Source organism: Nonomuraea recticatena, from assembly GCF_039533245.1.
Taxonomy (GTDB): domain Bacteria; phylum Actinomycetota; class Actinomycetes; order Streptosporangiales; family Streptosporangiaceae; genus Nonomuraea; species Nonomuraea roseola.
Genome location: NZ_BAAATE010000004.1, coordinates 19,357 through 38,187, shown reverse-complemented (window position 1 = coordinate 38,187; position 18,831 = coordinate 19,357). Strand labels below are relative to the sequence as shown.

The window sequence follows — 18,831 nt, the reverse complement described above, 5'->3', positions numbered from 1 at the left end:
GGACTAATGGGAAAGGTGCCAAGCGGACTGCCACTACGGTCCTGACCCGGCACGACAGTGGGCTGGCAGGCCAACGAGCAGGTTTCCCGTTAGGCAAGGGACCCTCAGGTAGTTGGGGCCGCTGGTGCCGTAGAACTTGTTGATGTCACGCGCGCCCGACCGCTCCTTGGCCACGAGCGTCCCCGCGGTGATCATCGACTTGCCGGTCAGCCTGGCGGCCTCCAGCGTGCGGGCGCGCAGCAGCCTGGCCATCGGGTCGTCGCCGTGCTCGTCCAGCGCCGCCTCCAGGCAGGAGCGCACCAGCGCGGCGGCGCGCTCGGCGGGCAGCGCGCCGAAGGCGATCGAGGCGGCGGCCAGGTGGAGGGTGATCGTGACGAACACGTCCGCCAGGGCGTGCGGGTCGTCGGTCAGCATCCGCTCGTCGGCGAAGGCGGGCGGCTCGATGCCCGCAGCGGCCAGCCTGGCGGGCGAGGCCAGCAGGCCATCGTTGTCCTTGACCAGCAGCTTCAGCTGGTCGCGTCCGGTCAGGACGAGCGCGAGGTTCTGCTGGTGGGCCTCCAGCGCCACGCCGTACCTGACGAACAGCCGCACGTTCCAGCGCAGCAGGGTCCGCAGGTAGCGGGTGACCAGGCCCTCCACGTCGCCCAGCTCGGCCCGCACCTCGGGGACGCTCAGCGCCGCGACGGGGATGATCCGCCCCTCGGGCAGGCGGCGCAGCATCCAGCCGAGGTACTCGTCCCCGGCGTGCGCGTAGGTCTGCTCGTCGGCGAGCAGGATGTCGGGGTCGGCCAGCCTGCGCAGCAGCAGCTCGGCGGCGGCGCCGTCGGCGAGCGTCGCGGGTTTGATCGAGCGGCGGTTGCGGCGCCCGAGGGTGCTGGTGGGCAGCGGCAGCTTCAGCTGGGTGCGCGCGTCGAGCTGTACCGTCCGCATCGAGAGCGTCGGCCTGACCGTCAGCCGTGGCCCCTGCGCGACCTGGACCCCTTCGAGCTTGGGCAGCGTCAGCGGATGCACGGGGAAGAGACCCTCGGGACCCCAATGCGTGGCCGCCCCCCGGACCCGCTCGGCGGGGACACGGACCCACCGCAGGTCGAAGGAGGGCGCGAACTCGGGCGCGTAGGCGAGCAGCTCCTCGTCGGACAGCCCGGCGCGGGCCCTGGCCGTCGGATAGATCGGATGGTCGACGAGGGCGGCCAGCGACTCGTAGTCGGCCAGCTCGCGGCCCCCGATCAGGGGCCTGTGCTCGTCGAGCAGTTCGAGGGCGTGCAGCGCCTCGACGCACTCGTCGAAGAAGGCGGCCACGCCGTCGGAGTCCTCGGGGTCGGCGATCTCCTGCAGGGTGTTGAGCACCTGCTCCAGGCCGAGCAGTTCGCCCTCGGCCACAACGAAGTCCTGGAAGAGCTGGCCGGGTGCCAGCCGTACCCGCCTGCCGTCGGCCAGCAGCAGGGCCACGCCCTCCTTGCTCCTGGTCACCCGCTTGGACAGGTCTCCGTAGTCCTCCCTCAGCAGCGCGTCGAGAACCCTCTTGGCGAGGTACGGCTCGCGCGGCCTCATGCGATCACCCACGGATGCCGCTCCTGGAAGGCGGTGACGGCCCGCCGGACGCCCTCGGCCGAGGGCCCGACGGCTCTGATCACGCCGAGATAGTCGCGGTTGGTGTGCGTCAGCTCCACCCTGTCACCCACCTTCCTGAGCGGCCTGTGCCACAACCCGTCGCCCTCGACCTGGGGCGGCGCCTCGGTGATCACGCCCGAGCGGTCGGCGACGACGCTCACCGCGCACCCGTGCCCCGACGTGGCGGGCGGCTCGGGCACGGGCTCGCCCATGTGGACCCTGAGGATCCACTCGAACAGCGGCACTCCCAGGATGTCGGCGAGCAGGAAGTCGCAGTGATCGCCGATCGCCCGGTAGTTCACCTCGATGATCCTCGGCCCCTTGTCCGTGACCACGTACTCGGTGTGGCAGGCGCCGAACCCCACGCCCAGCGCCTGCAGCGCGCGCAGGACGTGCTCGTCCGCGCTCGGCGCCCAGTCGAGGCGCTCCTCCACGAAGTGCGGCAGCGGCCCGAGCGTGGTCGCGAAGCCGCCGAGCACGCGTGTCGTCTCGCCGTCGCCCAGGGTCTCCATGGTGCGCAGCGGGCCCTCCAGATACTCCTCCACGACCAGCGGCAGATCGCGCATCCCCGCGACCGCCCGCTCCAGGTCGCGCTCGACCAGCGTCACGTTCTCGCTGGCCACCCCTTCGCGCGGCTTGACCACCACCGGGTACGGCACGTCGGCGGGAACGGGGTCGCCGGGGGCCAGCCGTACCGACCAGACGCGCTCCACGCCCGCCTCCGCCAGTCTCCTGCGGGTCAGGGACTTGTTCTTGGCCGCGAGGCAGGCCCGCCAGTCCTTGCCGGGCAGCCCGAAGTACTCCGCCGCCAGCGCGGTCTCGACCTGCAGGTGGTCGGAGTTGGAGAAGACGGCGTCGGGCCTGTGGTGGTGGGCGATCGTGTCGATGACCGCGCGCGGATCCCACACGTCGCACCCGATGGCGTCGGGGTGCTGCTCGGGCCGGTCGCTCAGGATGGTGACCTCACAGCCCAGCGCCCGGGCGGCGGGCAGGAAACCGTCGGTCACCGAGTCGGTCGGCTTGGCAGCGGTCAGGTAGAGCCGCAACGCGTGACACCCCCGGATCAGGTAAGGCTAACCTAACTCGGCAGATCCTAGCGTGGTAGAGATCATCATGCGGCACGGACAGCGTAATGACCCTGTATGAGAGTCTTCCCATCTTCCCCTCATCGTGGGCTCCCCGCCGACCGTCAGGCTGGCGGCCATGAGCCGTAAGACCTCGCTCGCCCTGGCCCTCGTCGCGCTCGCCCTCGCAGGGCTGGCCGCCCTCGTGGTCGGCGATCTTCGTCTCCTGACCACAGGGCCCCCTGGCGATCACTCACCAGGGGGCCCTGTGTCTCGTTAGGGGTAAGGGAGCGTCATAGGATGACATCCTGTTTCGGGGAGGAAAGTGCGCGTGGAGACGACGGCGGAAGAGCAACTCCTGGGGCCCCTGCTCCTCGCGCGAGGAACGATCGACAGATCGGCCCTGCTGCGCGGCGACTCCGGATGGCTCGCCCGCGCATGGGCGAACCCCTCCAGCAGGGTCCTGCTCGTCCAACAGGGACGCACGCTGGTCAGGCGCACAGGCGAACAGGTCGACGCGGTCCTCTCCACCACAGCCGACGCCCCCGAGGGCGAGCGCTTCCTGCTCGGCGTCGAGGACGACGTCGCCTACTTCGCGGTCGCCGCGCCCCTGCCCGGCTTCGCCGACGCCGACGTCAACGGCAGGGTCGTCGCGCCGCTCGGCCTGCGCGACACCCCCGAGGGCGAGCCGTTCCCCGCAGGACTGCGCGAAGTTGGAGCGCTCCTGGGAGACCGCGACGCGGGCCTGCTCGTCTACGCCGTCGCGCTGGAGGCCTGGCACACCACGCACGAGTACTGCCCGCGCTGCGGCAGCCGTACGAGGGTCGAGGCCGGTGGCCACATCCGCGTCTGCCCCAAGGACGACAGCCAGCACTTCCCGAGGGTGGACCCCGCGGTGATCATGCTGGTGCGCGACGAGCGCGACCGCTGCCTGCTCGCCAGAGGCCCTCAGTGGCCCGAGGGGCGGCTGTCGATCCTGGCCGGGTTCGTGGAGCCGGGGGAGTCGCTGGAGCACGCCGTGATCCGCGAGGTGGCCGAGGAGGTGGGCGTGAACGTAGTCAACCCCCGCTACCTCGGCAGCCAGCCGTGGCCCTTTCCGCGCAGCCTCATGCTCGGCTTCTTCGCCGAGGCCACCTCGACCGAGATCACCTGCGATCTCGCGGAGATCGCCGAGGCCCGCTGGTTCACCCGCGCCGAGCTGCTGGCCGCCCTCCGCAGCGGCGAGGTACGGCTGCCGCCGCCCGTCTCCATCGCCCGCCGCCTGATCGAGACCTGGTACGGCGACCACCTCACCGGCGACTGGTAGACCCGCCGAACGGTTTCCCCATCGACCGCGCGTCGCCGCAACCGCAGGCGGCCCGAGTCGCGAATATGCAGGTGATGGACACCGTCATCGTGCTCTTCACCAGGGACCTGCGCGTCCACGACCACCCGGCCCTCGCGGCCGCCTGCGCGCGGGCCCGCCAGGTGCTGCCGCTGTTCGTGCTCGACCCCGCGGTGCCCGCCGGGCGGCGCGGGCCCTTCCTGCTCGACTGCCTGGAGGACCTGCGCGCCTCTCTCCGGGCCCGCGGCGGCGACCTGCTGGTACGGCGGGGCGACGTGGTCGAGGAGACCATGCGCCTGGCCTCCGAGACCTCCGCGACGGCCGTCTACGCCAGCGCCGACGTCAGCTCACTGGCCAGGAGACGCCAGGAGCGCCTCGGGGCCGAGCGGATCGAGTTCCGCCGCTTCCCCGGCCTGACGGTCATCCCGCCCGACCTGCTGCGTCCCGCCGGAGGCGGCGACCACTACCGCGTGTTCACGCCCTACTGGCGAGCGTGGTCCTTCGCGCCCCGCCGTCGGATGGAGGAGCCTCCACCCGTCGTCCCCACCCCGCGCGGCCCGGAGCCGGGCGTCATCCCGCCGCACGAGCCGTACGGCACGCGGGGTGGGGAGAGCGCGGCCAGGGAGCGGATGAGCGCCTGGATGCGGCTCTGCCTGGACGGCTACGCCGAAGGCCACGACGACCTGGCGGGCGACCGTACCTCCAGGCTCAGCCCCTACCTGCGGTTCGGCTGCCTGTCGCCGCTGGAGCTGGCGGGCTGCGGCAACGACGACTACGTCAGGCAGCTGTGCTGGCGCGACTTCTACTACCAGGTCGCCTTCGCCTTCCCCGAACTCAACCGGCGCGACTACCGGCCGAGGGAGATCGCCTGGCGCGAGGACGAGGACGCCGCGCAGGCCTGGCGCGAGGGCATGACGGGGCTGCCGATCGTCGACGCGGGCATGCGCCAGCTCCTGGCCGAGGGCTGGATGCACAACAGGGCCCGGATGATCACGGCGTCCTACCTGGTCAAGCAGCTGCGCGTGGACTGGCGCCTGGGCGCCGCCCACTTCTTCGAGCTGCTGCTCGACGGCGACGTGGCCAACAACAGCGGCAACTGGCAGTGGATCGCCGGCACGGGCAACGACACCAAGCCCTACAGGTCGTTCAACCCGCTGCGGCAGGCGAGACGCTTCGACCCGGACGGCGAGTACGTCCGCAGGTACGTTCCCGAGCTGGCGGGGCTACCCGGCGGGCTCGTGCACGAGCCCTGGCGGCTGCCCACACCGGTACGGGGCTATCCCACGCCGCTTACCAGGCAATGAGAAGGACCCCTCCGGAGGGAGGGGTCCCGAAGCCGTCGGCTCACACGCCCGTCGGCTCAGATGCCTGTCGTGTCGGACGCCGGCGGCTCAGATGCCCGTCGGCTCAGACGCCGGCGGCGAGGCGAGCCTTGACCTCACGCACGGAAGGGTTGGTCACCGCGGTGCCGTCGGGGAAGAGCACCGTAGGTACCGTCTGGTTGCCGTTGTTGACGCTCATCACGAACTCCGCGGCCGCGGGGTTCCGCTCGATGTCGACCTCGTCGTAGGAGATGCCCTCGCGAGTGAGCTGGCTCTTGAGCCGCTTGCAGGGGCCGCACCAGGTGGTGGAGTAGACAGTGAGCGCCATAGGGGAATCCTTCCGGGTTCAGAGGAGGGCCGGTTGGTGCAACAACCGGCCCCGCTCCGGTAATCCCGTCGTCAGGAGAGCTGCTCCTGGATCCAGCTCTGCACCCGATCGGCCACCCCGAGCTGGCGATACAGCGGCGCGCTGTGCGAGATGCCGGGTTCGGTGAAGACCGTCATCTTCACCCCGACCTGACCCAGCATGTCCTTCAGCAACAGGCTCTGCGTGACGGGCACGAACTCGTCGTCGGAGTGCACCGTCAGCATCGGCGCGTCCCTCTTGCTGGCGTGCCACGGCACCTCCATGCTCGCCCACACGCGCGAGCACTTGCCCTTGGGCTCGCACCCGCCGGCCAGCTTGATCGCGGCGTCGCGCAGCTTGACGCGGTTGGGGTCGGTGGAGGCCGCCCCGTCGGTGTAGGCGCGAAGCGGCGAGATCACGGGCGAGACGCCCACGACGCCCTTGAGCCCCGGCAGCGTGCCGTCGCCGTACGTGCCGACGGCGGCGGCGATGTGGCCGCCCGCCGAGAAGCCGACGATGACGTAGTTGGTGGGGTCGAAGTTCCAGCGGTCGGCGTGCCTGCGGGCGGTGGCGATGGCGTCGAAGGTGTCGGTGCGCTGGGCGGGCCAGGCCGCCTCGCCTGACAGGCGGTAGTTGAGGTTGAAGACCGTGTAGCCGAGCTCGACGTAGCTGCGGGTGACCTCGGTCATGTACTTCTTGTCGCCGCTGGACCACCAGCCGCCGTGGATGAGGAAGACGGCGGGGTGCTTGCTGTAGTCGGGCGTCCACCAGACGTCCATGGCCTGGCTGCGACTGGGGCCGTAGGAGATGGTCTCCATCGCGGTGTTGCCCAGCGCGTCGCCGTAGGAGGGTGCCGGGTCCTTGGACGCGAGCGCCGTACCCGGAACTAACGAGACGGCAGCGAGAACACCCGCAATTACCGCAGCTCGCACGGGCCTTCCTTTCCCCCCATGTTTCGGTCGGGCCCCATTGTGGGGGAATGACCTACTTTTCGCATCTCGGCGATGATGAAACAGGTGTCGGCGGCATGTTGCCAGAATGGACCTGCCCCCCGCCACCTGCTGCGAGGATGTTGATGTGATGACTGGCGATGACGTTCTGGACGGGCTCGACCCGGAGCAGCGCGCGGTGGCCGAGGCCGTGCGCGGCCCGGTCTGCGTGCTGGCGGGCGCGGGCACGGGCAAGACCAGAGCGATCACCCATCGCATCGCCCATGCCGTCCGCACGGGCGTGGTCGACGCCCAGGGCGTGCTCGCCGTGACCTTCACCACACGCGCGGCGGGAGAGCTGCGGCAGCGGCTGCGCGGGCTCGGCACGCCCGGCGTGCAGGCGCGCACCTTCCACGCCGCCGCCCTGCGCCAGCTGACCTACTTCTGGCCCAAGGTGATCGGCGGGTCGGCGCCCTCGGTGATCGAGTCGAAGCTGCCGCTGCTGATCGAGGCGTGCCGGCTGATCAGGAAGAATCCTGACAGGTCCGAGCTGCGCGACATCGCCGCCGAGATCGAGTGGGCCAAGGTCACCCAGATCGGTCACGAGGACTACATCGCCGCCGCCGCCAAGGCCCACCGCGCGCCGCCCGTGCCCGCCGAGGAGGTCGCCCGCCTCTACGAGGCCTACGAGCAGCTGCGCCGCGAGCGTCACCTGGTCGACTTCGAGACGATCCTCGAGCTGACCGCCGCCGTGATGACCGAGCACCCCGACGTGGCCACGCAGATCCGCCAGCAGTACCGCTACTTCGTCGTGGACGAGTACCAGGACGTCAACCCGCTGCAGAAGCTGCTGCTCGACACCTGGCTCGGCGGGCGCGACGACCTGTGCGTGGTCGGCGACCCCAACCAGACGATCTACTCCTTCACCGGCGCCACGCCCCGCTATCTCACCGGATTCTCCGTCGAGTACCCGAACGCCTCGGTGATCAAGCTGGTCCGCGACTACCGCTCCACCCCTCAGGTCGTCAGCCTGGCCAACCTCGTGATCGCCAAGGGCAGGAGTCCGCACCGCCTCGAACTCCTCGCCCAGCGCCCCGAGGGCCCCGCGCCCGTCTTCGCCGAGTACGACGACGAGCCCGCCGAGGCCGCGGGGGTCGCCCGCGCGATCAGGAAGTTGATGGACAAGGGCGTCGCCCCTCGTGAGATCGCCGTCCTGTTCAGGGTCAACGCCCAGTCCGAGGCCTACGAGGAGGCCCTCGCCAAGGCCGAGATCCCCTACCTGGTGCGCGGCGCCGACCGCTTCTTCGAGCGTCCGGAGGTACGGCGCGCGGTCGTCCTGCTGCGCGGCGCGGCCCGCTCCGCCTCGGGCGAACCGCTGGCGCAGGAGGTGCACAACGTCCTCGGCGGCATCGGCCTCACCCCCGTCCCTCCGGGCGGCGGCAAGGCCCGCGAGACGTGGGAGTCGCTCAAGGCGCTGGGCGACCTCGCCGAGGACATGGCGATCGAGGGAGCCGACCTGCCCGCGTTCGTGGCGGAGCTGGAGCGCCGCGCCAGCGAGCAGCACGCCCCTCCTGTCGAGGGCGTCACGCTCGCCTCGCTCCACGCCGCCAAGGGCCTGGAGTGGGACGCCGTCTTCCTCGTCGGGCTCACCGACGGCATGATGCCGATCATCTACGCCGAGACGCCCGAGCAGATCGAGGAGGAGCGCCGCCTGCTCTACGTCGGCGTCACCCGCGCAAGGGAGCACCTGGGCCTCTCGTGGGCGCTGGCGCGCGCGCCCGGCGGACGCAAGGGCCGCCGCCCTTCCCGCTTCCTCGACGGACTCACGGGCCGCCCGGCCAGGTCGATCGCCTCGCCCTCGGCACAGAGCGCGTCCTCCCGCAGGCCGGTCGCCACCCCCGTCCACTGCAGGGTGTGCGGCAAGACGCTGGCCGCGGCGGCGGAGCAGAAGCTGGGCCGCTGCTCGACCTGCCCGGCCGACTACGACGAGGCGCTGCTGGAGGCGCTGAAGGTCTGGAGGACCGCCACGGCGAAGGAGGCGAAGGTGCCGCCTTACGTGGTGTTCACGGACGTCACGCTGCAGGCGATCGCCGAGCGCGCGCCGCAGAGCGAGCAGGAGCTGCTGTCGATCGCGGGCATCGGCAAGGTCAAACTCGACCGCTACGGCTCCGCCGTCCTCGCCCTCTGCCGCGCCACCTGACGCCCTCCTCCGGTCTCCTCCTTTGTCGGGCTTTGTCGGGCAAGCCTCCTCCCTTCCGGCAAACCTCCGCTTCCCGTCCGGCGGGCCTCCTCGTTCCTGTCCGTCGGGCCTCCTCTCCTGTACGGCAAGCCGGTCTGGCGCCTCCGCGGTCCCCGGGTTCCGCCCACCGGAGGCGCCCGCCCAGCAGGACTCCGGTCCCCGCCGTCACGCCACCCGCACCACCGACAACCCACTCCCTCGGCCCCGAGCACCCTTCACCGTCTCCGATCACCCCACCCACCGGCCAGCCACCCACTCAAGCGCCCGCCACCGGGCCATCGGTACGTCGGGTTCTCGGCCATGCCGGCGACCCCCGGCACCACCATCCGCACGCCCACAAGCGGAAGCGCCGCCCCGGTGCTGGTTCGGGCACGGGGCCCGTCACACTAGGTTTGGATGGCTTTCGCCGTAGAAGGAGACCCCACCGTGAACGAAGCGCTCAAGGAGCTGCTCGACCTGCTCGACCTGGAGCAGATCGAGCTCGACATCTTCCGCGGGCGCAGCCCCGAAGAGCGCATCCAACGGGTGTTCGGCGGTCAGGTCGCCGCCCAGGCGCTCGTCGCCGCGGGCCGTACCGTGCCAGAGGGACGCGACGTGCACTCCCTGCACGCCTACTTCATCCGCCCAGGGGACCCGACCATCCCGATCGTCTACAACGTCGAGCGGGTCAGGGACGGACGCTCCTTCACCACCCGCAGGGTGGTCGCCGTGCAGCACGGCAAGGCGATATTCACGATGTCGGCCTCCTTCCACATCTTCGAGGAGGGCGTGCACCACCAGGCCGCGGTCATGCCGCAGGTGGCGCCCCCCGAGACGCTGCCGACCTTCCAGTCGCGGATGCTCGAGCTGGTGGGCGACGACTCCGATTGGAAGGACTGGCTTTCGCGCCCCCGCCCGGTCGACGCCCGTTACGTCTCCCCTCTGACGTGGGAGGCCTACAAGGACCCGTCGCTGCGCACGGCTGAGAACAACGTCTGGTTCCGCTACGACGCCGAGCTGCCCGACGACCGTCTCCTCCACGTCGTGCTGGCCGCCTACGCCTCCGACTACACCCTCGTCGACACCGTGCTCCTCGCCCACGGACTCGCGTGGGGCGCCTCGAACGTCACCGGTGCCTCGCTCGACCACGCCATGTGGTTCCACCGCCCCTTCAGGGCCGACGACTGGTTGCTCTATGCTCAGGAGTCGCCCTGGTCGGGGGGCGCGCGCGGGCTGGCCCGCGGGCAGATGTTCACCCCGTCGGGTGAGCTGGCGGTGTCCGTGGTTCAGGAGTGCATGATCCGCGTGGCGAAGTCATAAAACTGCAGGTAGAAAATATGTTGCCCCTTCCCGGCTTCCCGGTTTAGGGTCATGGTCAAGCAAGTCGGACGGTCCTGTCCGACGATCTCAGGATGGAGGTGAGCCCGGTGAGGAACCTGATGGAAATGTCGGCCACGCAGTGGCTCGCTTCCGCATGCCGTAACTCGGTCAGGCTCGTCGATGGGCCGGCCAAGGTTCGGCAGGAGAAGTCTGCCCGCAGCCTGCTCGCCGCGCGTACTCGCGTCGGCTTGCACGCAGGCTTCGGCGCAGCCGCTGCCCAGGGCGCCCCCGTCTATGCCGCGGGCGTCGACGTGCCGACCCAGCAGATCACCAAGGGTGGACTGCGCGGTCCGCAACCCTGGAGGGATGAACCGGTCATAACCTGACCGGCACAATCAGCCTCCAGGCCGCGGATCCGCAAACAGGATCCGCGGCCTTCTTGTTTGTCCGTGATCCCCCAGACACCCACGAGGTATCAAGAACAAGATCAACCAGAAGGAGAAGCAGATGGGGGCCAAGACGATCATGGACCTGATCGACGAAGCCGAAATCCCCTGTCGTACCGATCCCGACCTGTGGTTCGCCGAGTCACCCGAGGACGTCGAGTTCGCCAAGACGCTCTGTGGTGGCTGCCCGATCCAGAAGGCCTGCCTGGCCCGCGCGCTCGAGCGCGAGGAGCCGTGGGGCGTCTGGGGCGGCGAACTGATCCTCAGGGGGACCGTCGTTCCCCGTAAGAGGCCTCGCGGGCGTCCCCGCAAGCACCCGGTCGCTGCCTGACCCTCACACCCACCGCACTGACAGAAAGACGAGTAAGCACATGAACTTCAGCACTGGTAGGAGCTTCGAGATGCCGTTTATGCACCAAGAACTGGTTAACGACCGAATACAAACCTTCCATCGGGAGGCGGAGGAGTACCGCCTGGTGTCCCGCCTGAGGCGCGTACAGCGCGCTCGGCGCGACGTCCAGCGCGCCAACGACCGGCTCCGCCGGGCGCTCCTCTCCCAGGGATAGGTCCTGAGATCCTGCCGCCGGCGGAGGATCTCACGGTCTGACCTTCGATAGAACGGCCGGGTGCACCACGCACCCGGCCGTTTCTCATGTCCTGGCTGCGCGCTCGAGATCATTTCCCTTTGACCTGGGAGAAGAGGTCAGCAACCCAAGATCACCTCCGCTGACACGGCGCTCCTCCCGCAACCGGGAGAGGTCGCCGCGCAGATCGGGTCGCCTGCCATCCTGGCGCACCGGCGTGGCCACGATGGCCATGGTTCACCTGCTGTTGCGGGGGAGGGTGGTGGCGGGGACCGGCACGGTGGACAGGCCCGGGGTGGGCCGGAAGGCGCGGGCCTGGGCGGCGGCGCGGCGGGCGGCGGCGCGGGAATCGGCCAGGCCCGCGGAGCGCCAGACCTCCCATTGGCTGTGGGAGGGCCCGCCGATGGCGTCGGAGGCTATCAGGCCGCTGATGCGGCTGATGTCGGAGGAGGCGACGAGGTCGAGGCCGACGCGCTGGAGGATGGCCAGGGACATGCGGGCGCCGAGCACGCCCGCGCCGTCGGGGGCGCGGGTGGGCAGGGGGCAGTGGAAGACGTCGGTGGTGCCGTGGTCCGGGCGGCCGATGCTCTCGGCGGCGATCCAGCTGAGCTCCTGGGAGATCGCGGTGGCCTCGGCGCGCAGCCACCCCAGTTCCTCCAGATCGGCGGGCGAGATCCACACGCGACCGTAGATGTCGGCGAAGTGCGGGCTGCGGGCCAGGCTGGCGAAGCCGGGATCGGACCAGATGGACAGGCAGTCGTTCCAGCCCAGGTCGACCGCGGCTCGGAAGTGCTCGATCCCGCCCGGCACGTCGCCGAGCCTGCCGTGGAGGTCGGCGAGCATCGCGTGGATCATCGCGAGCCCCCAGCGCGGCCCCCGCCGCCATGCCTCGGGCAGCAGCGCCGTCAACGCCTGCCGCCCCCGCGCCATGTCCCCGTAGACGAGCGGCTGGCAGGCCGCGTACAACTCGTCGAACCCGACTTCCATCCCCGCCTCACATCCACCTGAGCACCATGATGACGGATCTTGAATAGCACATGCCCCGCCCGCCACGACAGCCGGGAAACCGGAGGCAAGCAGTGGGCTCCGGCACGGCAAGCGCCTCTCCGGCCGTGATGCGATCTCGAGGTTCACTCACCAGGCGCCTCCAGGCTGGATGCAGAGGCGGAACACGTGCTGTTCATCCGTCCCGACGTCGAGAACGTCGCGCACGCTGAACGGCGGCCTGAGCGGGTCCGGGAGGAGCTGCTCAGGCACCCGCGCGAGGAGAGGATCGACCTGGAGGTGCTGGCCGGTGATCGACGGCTGCCTCGCCGAGACCGGCCTCGCGATCACACCGCGAGCCTCAGGAAGCGTCGCGGTACAGGTCACGCCTTTCGGGCAACCGCTCGAGGCCGGCCGCTAGGTAGGTGGCGACGGCGCCGACGTTGGAGCTCGGCGTGCCCACGTCCACGCTGGACGAACCCAGCTCCTGGAGTGCGCGCGCCGCGGCGATCGTGATCGCTTTGCCGTATCCGTGACGGCGGTGTGCCCGGTGCACCCCCATCGGCTCGATCAGCCCGGGTTTGCCTTCACCCGCCGACCACACCGTCACCGCCGCCACGGCCTCGCCCTGCTCGTTACGGGCGAGCAGGCACCGCGCGTTGACGTACGGCGCACCTGCCGCCATCGCGTGCCAGCGCTCCTCGCTGAACGTCGAGCCATCGAAGGACGCCCGCATGACCGCGGCCCACTCGTGCGCCTGTTCCGGCCCGATCACCTCGACGTGAACGCCGGGATCCGGCACAGGAGCGCCGAGGTCACGGCGAAGCAGGGTCCACGGCTCGCCACTCTCCCAGCCGTCCTTGAACAACAGGTCCTGGACCAGCGCACCCATCGGGGCCTCGACGGACACCTTGCCCTCGAGGAACACACCACGCTCAGGCGCCGACACGTCCTCGGCCACCTGCTGCGCCACTTCCTCGTCCAGGAACGCCTCCGGCGCGAACGCCAACCGCAGCAACTCCGCGCCGTCCAGGAGCCCGACGGCCAGAACCTCGCCGGCCCGACTCCAGGTCCGCGTGGCCTGCGCCGTCCGCTCCGCGCCGAACTGCCAGAACCACCCCACGTCCCCCGGATGCAGCTGCACGGGCGCTCCGTCGTACTGCCACTCGCTCAACGCCCGCACGACGTCGCCGAGCCCGTCGGCCTCCGGCCTGCCCATCTTGATCGCCATCCCCTGATCACACACCATCCCACCGACCCTCCGCACCCGGATTTCCCGCCGGAAGTCGGTATCGGCGTCGCCGTGATGATGCATGCGCCCTGCCGCTGACCTGCCCGGACGCGTTCGGTCGCGGCTGGTGACACGTGCCTGACGGCACCCCTACTTGTGGTGCACGATCTGGATCAGGTTGCCGCAGGTGTCGTCCAGGACCGCGGTGGTGACCGGGCCCATCTCCAGCGGCTCCTGGGTGAAGCGGACCCCGAGCCCGCGCAGCCGGTCGAACTCCGCGACCACGTCCTCCACGGCGAAGGAGGTGGCCGGGATGCCGTCCTCGACCAGCGCCTCCTTGTACGGCTTCACCGCGGGATGGCCGGAGGGCTCCAGCAGCAGTTCGGTCCCGTCGGGGTCTTCCGGTGAGACCACGGTGACCCAACGGTCCTCGCCCAGCGGGACATCGTTCTTCTTCACGAAGCCGAGCACGTCGGTGTAGAAGCGCAGGGCCTTGTCCTGGTCATCGACGAAGACGCTCGACAGGTGGATCTTCATGGTGCCTCCTGTGGGTCGCGCTTGAGCCATCGGGTGATGATGCGCTCAAGGGGTTCGGTGTTCAGATCGTGGAACTTGTAGCGGCCCTGGCGCCGCGAACGGACCAGGTCTGCGGATTCCAGCACAGCCAGATGCTGACTGATCGCCTGACGGGACAGTCCAAGACCGTGCTTGGTCACCAGCCGCGCGCAGATCTCGAACAGGGTCTGGCCGTCCCGTTCCACCAGCTCGTCGAGGATGCGCCGACGGGTGGGGTCGGCCAGGGCCTTGAAGACGTCCTCCGCCATGACGCCCACTATAGGCAAGTCATTACTTGCCTATCAAGAGGCAAGTAGCGACTTGCCTGTCAGGTCGAGCAGACCTCGCACGATCCGAACCAGCCTGCGTCGGAGCGGGCGTGAGGGTGGAGGGGGCGTGACAGCAGGAACACTCGTCGGCTCCAGGCGGCCGGACCGTCAAGGGCTTTCGTTGACATCAAGCTGACGTGAGGTTGCACAGTACGGCCATGAAGAGTTTCGAGATCGGCGTGATCCTGCCCGGGATCGCCGTCCAGCGCAGGGACGGCATCGACCTGCGAGCCGCGGCCCTGCACGCGGAGAACGCCGGGCTGGACGGCGTCTGGCACGGCGACCACCTGGCCGTCGGCGGGCCGACGCTGGACGCGCCGATCGCGCTGGCCATCGCCGCCGCGGCCACCACCCGCATCAGGATCGGCACCAGTGTGTTCGTCCCCGCGATCCGTCCCGTCGTCTGGGCGGCCAAGCAGATCGCGACCCTGCAGTACGTGTCCGGTGGCCGCCTCGTGCTCGGCGTGGGTTCGGGCGGCGGGCCCGCGCAGTGGGCCGCAGCGGGGGTGCCCTACGGCGAGCGGGGCCGACGCACCGACACGGCCCTGGAGTTGCTTCCCCACCTGCTCGCGGGCGAGGCGACGCGGCTGCGAGACGAAGAGGGGGAGCCGGCCGTCGAACTGGCGCCTGCCGTGGCGATGCCGCCGGTGTGGGTCGGCAACGCCTCCGGTGCGGCGATCCGGAGGGCGGCGCGGCTGGGCGACGGTTGGTTTCCCTCCCTGATCTCGCCCAGTGAGGTCGCCGAGGGCGGAAAGCATCTCGCCGACCTGGCCGCCCACCACGGACGGCCCACTCCGGTCATCGCGATCGGCGGCGCCGCCGCTCTGGGGAACGGGCCTGGGGTGCCGTCCAGGGCGGAGATCGCGGAAGGGATCAGCGGCGCGTACGGTCGCCCGCTGGAGGACGTCATCGAGATCCCCCTCACCGGCCAGCCGAAGGAGGTCGCCGAGAGGCTGGCCGTCTATCGCGAGGCCGGGGCCGAACACGCGATCATCGGCATCTCGGGCGGCGACTGGCGGTCCCAGGTCGACCTGCTGGCAGAGGCCCGAAGCCTGCTGCGCTGACCGTGTGGCCCCGCTGCGACGTGCTCATCGACGGGGCTCACACGCCTGCTCGCTGACCGTGTGGCCTCGCTGCGACGTGCTCATCAACGGGGCTCGCACGCGTGTCGCGTTGACTGTGGGGCCCGGTTGCGGCGTGCTGACTGAGGGGGCTGGCACGCCTGTCGCGCTGACCGGTGGGCCCGACCACGACGCGCTCACCGAGGACTCGCACGGCTACGGGGGAGACCCGGTGTTCAGGACGGCAGGGTCGCCGCGACCGCCGTCAGAGCGGCGTGGGCGTCGACGATGGGTTCGCCGTGGCCGACGCAGGCGAGCCGCGCGTCCACCTCGGCGAGTCGGCGGAAGGAGCGGAGCATTTCTGCGCGGTCGAGGTTGAAGACCCCGGGCATGACCTGTCCGTCGATGTGCGCGACCGTGTCCCCGGTGAACAGCACGCCGGGTCGCGGCAGGTGAAGCGCGATGCTGCCGTCGGTGTGGCCGGGCGTGTGGATCACCCGCGCGCCGCCGCCGAAGTCGATCACATCTCCTTCCTCCAGCTCCCGGTCCACCCGGCAGGGGGGCGCGGCGGGCAGGAGGTGGGCGCCGACGTCACGGTGCAGAGCCCGCTCCTCGTCGGTGAAGTTCGGTGGAGGAGCGGGCGTGTCGCCGCGGATCACCGGTGTCTCCAGCCGGTGGGCCAGCACGGTGACGTCTCCCCACCGGCTGATCTCGGCGGCCCCGCCGCTGTGGTCCTCATGAAAGTGAGTGAGCACGACGTGCCTGACGTCGCTCTTGCTGAAGCCCAGCTCCTCGATCGCAGCCGCGATGTCCTTGCCGGAGGTGGCGATGCCGGTGTCGACGAGGGTGAGCTTGCCTGCGTCGTTCCAGAGGTACGCCTGGCCGAACTCCAGCAGTAGCAGGTGCAACTCCGGACGAATTGCCACGATCTTCATGCGGTTTTCCCTTCGGCTGAGAGACCAGCAAACCCGCAGTCGGCCGGTGGCGTCCAACAACGATTTACCGCAGATTGACAACCAGCGGTTTCCAATCGAGGCTCGGAGCGTGGAGGCGGACATCGAGGGCCTGCGCGCCTTCTTCGTCACCGCGGAGGAGCTGCACTTCGGGCGGGCCGGCGCGAGGCTGTTCATCAGCCAGCAGGCGCTGTCGAAGCGGATCCGCCGACTGGAGGAGGCGTTGGGGGTGCCGCTGTTCGAGCGGACCACCCGCGCCGTGGAGCTGACGGAGGCGGGACGGCGGTTGCTGCCTCACGCACATGAGGCGGTGTCCGCGTTCGACCGGGCGGTGCAGGCGGTGCGCTCCGCGGACGAGCCCTTGCGGGTGGACGTCTACGACGAGCGGTTCACACCGCTGCGGATGGTGCGCCAGGTGAGCGAGCGCGACTCTCGCGTACAGATTGAGCTGAGCATGCGACAGGGGCTGTCCGTGGCGCTGCCGGCCCTGCGACGGCAGGAGATCGACGCCGCGTTCGGGCGGGTACACGACACGCCGGCCCCATGGCCCACCGAGCTGGTGCACAGACTCGTGCATCTGGAGCAGCTGCACGCGTTCGTACCCGAAGATCATCGCCTGGCGGACAGGAGCGTGCTGCGGCCGTCCGACCTGCGCGAGGCAGGCATCGCGATGCCCGACCCTGCGGGCGCGACGGAATGGCGAGGCTACCTGACGCGGTTGGCCGAGCGGTTCGACGTGCCGTTGCGATTCAACGCTCCGGCCATCGGCCAGCGGCATCTCGTGGAGCAGTTCCTGGCGGAGAAGGCAGCGGTGGGGCTGGGCGAGATGAGCATCGACGCGACCGGGAGCGGCCTTGTCCGCATCCCGATCGTCGAGCCGACGCCGCTGCTGCCGTGGTCGATCGTCTGGCACCGGCGCAATCCCCGGCCACTGCTGCGGGTGCTGCTGCGGCACCTGCGGTCACGCGCGCTTCCCGACCGGTCCGACCCTGCGGTATGGGTGCCCGAGATCGACCGGACGCCCCTGGTGCCCTGATCACCACGGCGTGGCGGCGACTGGTTCACTTCCACAGCCGTGCGCGGTGTCAGGCGATCGAGGTGCGGGCCCCAGAGCGAGCAGCGGGCCAGGCGCTGAACGAAACGGCACGGGGGCGAGGGGAGAGGCGATCAGCCGACGGGGGCAGGCTCGTCGTCGGAGAAGCCGGGGACCCAGCGGATCACCTCGTCGCGAAAGCGGGCCGTCGTGCCGAGCTGGCACAGCACCCCCACCCCCGCCGCATGCACCCGGTGGATCAGCACATAGGACACCGGCAGGTTGAGCTGGCGGACCACGTTCGTCGGACGCAGGTCGGTGGCGCTCGCCGCCTGCGCCTGCAGCCACTCGCGGCTGAAGGTGAACTCCTCGACCGCCGTCGGCTCCACATACGGTGCCAGGAAGCCCCGCAGCGCCTCGCCGTCGATCTCGATGTGCTCCTGGATGAAGCCCTCGTCGCGCAGGCCGTCCACCACGGCGTCCATGTCGCCCTGGTTGAAGATGCGGGTGAGCTGCCCGAACACCTTCGGGTAGCCCTCGGGCATCCGGTTGACCGCGCCGAAGTCGAGCACGCCGAGCCGTCCGTCGGGCAGCATGCGGAAGTTGCCCGGGTGGGGGTCGGCGTGGAGCATGGCCACGCGGGCGGGCGAGCAGAACAGGAAGCGCACGAACAGCAGCCCCGCGCTGTCGCGCTCCTCCTTGGTGCCCTCGGTGATGATGCGGGAGAGGGGCGTGCCGTCCATCCACTCGGTGACCAGCACCTGCTCGTTGGCGGCGATGACGTCGGGGACGAAGAAGTCGGGGTCGTCCTTGAACTCCATGGCGAAGGCGTGCTGCGCCTCGGCCTCGCGCAGGTAGTCGAGCTCCTCGGCGATGCGCTCGCGCAGCTCGGCCAGGACGGCCTTGATGTCGAGCCCTGGCAGCAGCGCGCCGAAGAGCTTGCCGAGGCGGGCCAGCTGGGCGAAGTCGCCGAGCAGCGCCTTGCCCGCGCCCGGATACTGGATCTTGACGGCGACGGCCCTGCCGTCGTGCCAGACAGCCTTGTGGACCTGTCCGATGGAGGCGGCGGCGGTCGGCTGGTCGTCGAAGGAGTCGAAGTGGTCGCGCCAGTCGTCGCCCAGCTGCTCGGCCAGCACCCGATGGACGGTGGCGGCGGGCAGCGGGGGAGCGGAGTCCTGCAGTTTGGTGAGCGTCGCCCGGTAGGGACCCACGATCTCGGGAGGTAGCGCCGCCTCGAAGATGGACAGCGCCTGGCCGAGCTTCATCGCCCCGCCCTTGAGCTCGCCGAGCACCTTGAAGATCTGCTCGGCGGTGCGCTGCTGGACCTCCTGGGCGACCAGCTCGGCCGACTTGCCGCCGATGCGCTTGCCGATGCCCATGACAGTGCGGCCGGCGAACCCGAGTGGAAGGGTCGCCAGCTTGGCGGAGCGCGTGACGGCGCGGCGCGGAAGATCACTCACCATGACGCGCGGCGTCTCTGCTGAGACGCCGCTTCCCCCCTTCGTGGTCCGGACCTTACGG

The 18,831-nt window shown here is 70.2% G+C and carries 20 protein-coding genes; 9 read left to right on the top strand and 11 right to left on the bottom strand.

Features of this window, described 5'->3' with window-relative positions; all coding sequences use genetic code 11:
- Positions 1-33: 33 nt before the first annotated feature.
- Both ABFX50_RS09145 and ABFX50_RS09140 read right to left on the bottom strand, forming a co-directional pair.
- Positions 34-1,563, bottom strand: a complete 1,530-nt coding sequence (locus tag ABFX50_RS09145; protein WP_346144993.1) for an IucA/IucC family protein — start codon at positions 1,561-1,563, stop codon at positions 34-36.
- On the bottom strand, positions 1,548-2,657 hold the full coding sequence (locus tag ABFX50_RS09140) for an ATP-grasp domain-containing protein (RefSeq protein ID WP_346144991.1): 1,110 nt from the start codon (positions 2,655-2,657) through the stop codon (positions 1,548-1,550). The genes ABFX50_RS09145 and ABFX50_RS09140 overlap by 16 nt, the downstream gene beginning before the upstream one ends.
- 157 nt (positions 2,658-2,814) lie before the next feature.
- On the opposite strand from ABFX50_RS09140, the gene ABFX50_RS09135 reads away from it, so the two are divergent.
- The 3 genes from ABFX50_RS09135 (at position 2,815) to ABFX50_RS09125 (ending at position 5,303) form a co-directional block, all read left to right on the top strand.
- Complete coding sequence (locus ABFX50_RS09135; RefSeq protein ID WP_346144989.1) at positions 2,815-2,955, top strand: hypothetical protein; 141 nt, start codon at positions 2,815-2,817, stop codon at positions 2,953-2,955.
- Positions 2,956-3,006: 51 nt separating this feature from the next.
- A complete protein-coding gene (nudC, locus tag ABFX50_RS09130; protein WP_346144987.1) occupies positions 3,007-3,981 on the top strand; it encodes an NAD(+) diphosphatase in 975 nt (324 codons plus the stop codon).
- A gap of 74 nt (positions 3,982-4,055) precedes the next feature.
- Positions 4,056-5,303, top strand: a complete 1,248-nt coding sequence (locus ABFX50_RS09125) for a cryptochrome/photolyase family protein (protein ID WP_346144986.1) — start codon at positions 4,056-4,058, stop codon at positions 5,301-5,303.
- Between the two features lie 103 nt (positions 5,304-5,406).
- Here ABFX50_RS09125 and ABFX50_RS09120 read toward each other — a convergent pair whose 3' ends face one another.
- Both ABFX50_RS09120 and ABFX50_RS09115 read right to left on the bottom strand, forming a co-directional pair.
- The gene (locus tag ABFX50_RS09120; protein ID WP_183655713.1) at positions 5,407-5,649 is read right to left on the bottom strand and encodes a mycoredoxin; all 243 of its coding nucleotides are present in this window, start codon (positions 5,647-5,649) and stop codon (positions 5,407-5,409) included.
- Positions 5,650-5,720: 71 nt separating this feature from the next.
- Complete coding sequence (locus tag ABFX50_RS09115; protein WP_346144984.1) at positions 5,721-6,599, bottom strand: alpha/beta hydrolase; 879 nt, start codon at positions 6,597-6,599, stop codon at positions 5,721-5,723.
- A 148-nt stretch (positions 6,600-6,747) separates the two neighbouring features.
- On the opposite strand from ABFX50_RS09115, the gene ABFX50_RS09110 reads away from it, so the two are divergent.
- The 4 genes from ABFX50_RS09110 (at position 6,748) to ABFX50_RS09095 (ending at position 10,911) form a co-directional block, all read left to right on the top strand.
- Positions 6,748-8,796 carry an ATP-dependent DNA helicase UvrD2 gene (locus tag ABFX50_RS09110; RefSeq protein WP_346144982.1) on the top strand — a complete coding sequence of 683 codons (2,049 nt, stop codon included), beginning with the start codon at positions 6,748-6,750 and terminating at the stop codon, positions 8,794-8,796.
- 465 nt (positions 8,797-9,261) lie between these two features.
- Positions 9,262-10,134, top strand: coding sequence for an acyl-CoA thioesterase (locus ABFX50_RS09105; RefSeq protein WP_346144980.1), 873 nt, complete (start codon positions 9,262-9,264; stop codon positions 10,132-10,134).
- A gap of 107 nt (positions 10,135-10,241) precedes the next feature.
- Positions 10,242-10,520, top strand: a complete 279-nt coding sequence (locus ABFX50_RS09100; RefSeq protein ID WP_346144978.1) for a hypothetical protein — start codon at positions 10,242-10,244, stop codon at positions 10,518-10,520.
- 121 nt (positions 10,521-10,641) lie between these two features.
- Complete coding sequence (locus ABFX50_RS09095) at positions 10,642-10,911, top strand: WhiB family transcriptional regulator (protein WP_183655721.1); 270 nt, start codon at positions 10,642-10,644, stop codon at positions 10,909-10,911.
- A gap of 490 nt (positions 10,912-11,401) precedes the next feature.
- Here ABFX50_RS09095 and ABFX50_RS09090 read toward each other — a convergent pair whose 3' ends face one another.
- From ABFX50_RS09090 to ABFX50_RS09070, 5 genes are all read right to left on the bottom strand, one after another.
- Complete coding sequence (locus ABFX50_RS09090; RefSeq protein ID WP_346144976.1) at positions 11,402-12,151, bottom strand: hypothetical protein; 750 nt, start codon at positions 12,149-12,151, stop codon at positions 11,402-11,404.
- A 147-nt stretch (positions 12,152-12,298) separates the two neighbouring features.
- Positions 12,299-12,499 carry a hypothetical protein gene (locus tag ABFX50_RS09085; protein ID WP_346144974.1) on the bottom strand — a complete coding sequence of 67 codons (201 nt, stop codon included), beginning with the start codon at positions 12,497-12,499 and terminating at the stop codon, positions 12,299-12,301.
- 10 nt (positions 12,500-12,509) lie between these two features.
- Positions 12,510-13,379: a GNAT family N-acetyltransferase gene (locus ABFX50_RS09080; RefSeq protein ID WP_346144972.1), complete on the bottom strand. Its 870-nt coding sequence runs from the start codon at positions 13,377-13,379 to the stop codon at positions 12,510-12,512.
- Positions 13,380-13,529: 150 nt separating this feature from the next.
- Entirely contained in the window at positions 13,530-13,916 is a 387-nt protein-coding gene (locus tag ABFX50_RS09075) for a VOC family protein (protein ID WP_346144970.1), read from the bottom strand.
- Positions 13,913-14,203 (bottom strand): ArsR/SmtB family transcription factor, encoded by a 291-nt coding sequence (locus tag ABFX50_RS09070; protein WP_346144968.1) that lies wholly within the window; start codon positions 14,201-14,203, stop codon positions 13,913-13,915. Before ABFX50_RS09070 ends, ABFX50_RS09075 begins: the two co-directional genes overlap by 4 nt.
- 218 nt (positions 14,204-14,421) lie before the next feature.
- Between ABFX50_RS09070 and ABFX50_RS09065 the strand changes: the two genes are divergently transcribed.
- Positions 14,422-15,327 (top strand): LLM class flavin-dependent oxidoreductase, encoded by a 906-nt coding sequence (locus tag ABFX50_RS09065; RefSeq protein ID WP_346144966.1) that lies wholly within the window; start codon positions 14,422-14,424, stop codon positions 15,325-15,327.
- 233 nt (positions 15,328-15,560) lie between these two features.
- Here ABFX50_RS09065 and ABFX50_RS09060 read toward each other — a convergent pair whose 3' ends face one another.
- A complete protein-coding gene (locus ABFX50_RS09060; protein ID WP_346144964.1) occupies positions 15,561-16,259 on the bottom strand; it encodes an MBL fold metallo-hydrolase in 699 nt (232 codons plus the stop codon).
- Between the two features lie 109 nt (positions 16,260-16,368).
- On the opposite strand from ABFX50_RS09060, the gene ABFX50_RS09055 reads away from it, so the two are divergent.
- Positions 16,369-17,313 (top strand): LysR family transcriptional regulator, encoded by a 945-nt coding sequence (locus ABFX50_RS09055; RefSeq protein WP_346144962.1) that lies wholly within the window; start codon positions 16,369-16,371, stop codon positions 17,311-17,313.
- 131 nt (positions 17,314-17,444) lie between these two features.
- Here the strand turns inward: ABFX50_RS09055 and ABFX50_RS09050 are convergent, their stop codons facing one another.
- Positions 17,445-18,773: an ABC1 kinase family protein gene (locus ABFX50_RS09050; RefSeq protein ID WP_428834687.1), complete on the bottom strand. Its 1,329-nt coding sequence runs from the start codon at positions 18,771-18,773 to the stop codon at positions 17,445-17,447.
- Positions 18,774-18,831: the final 58 nt, after the last annotated feature.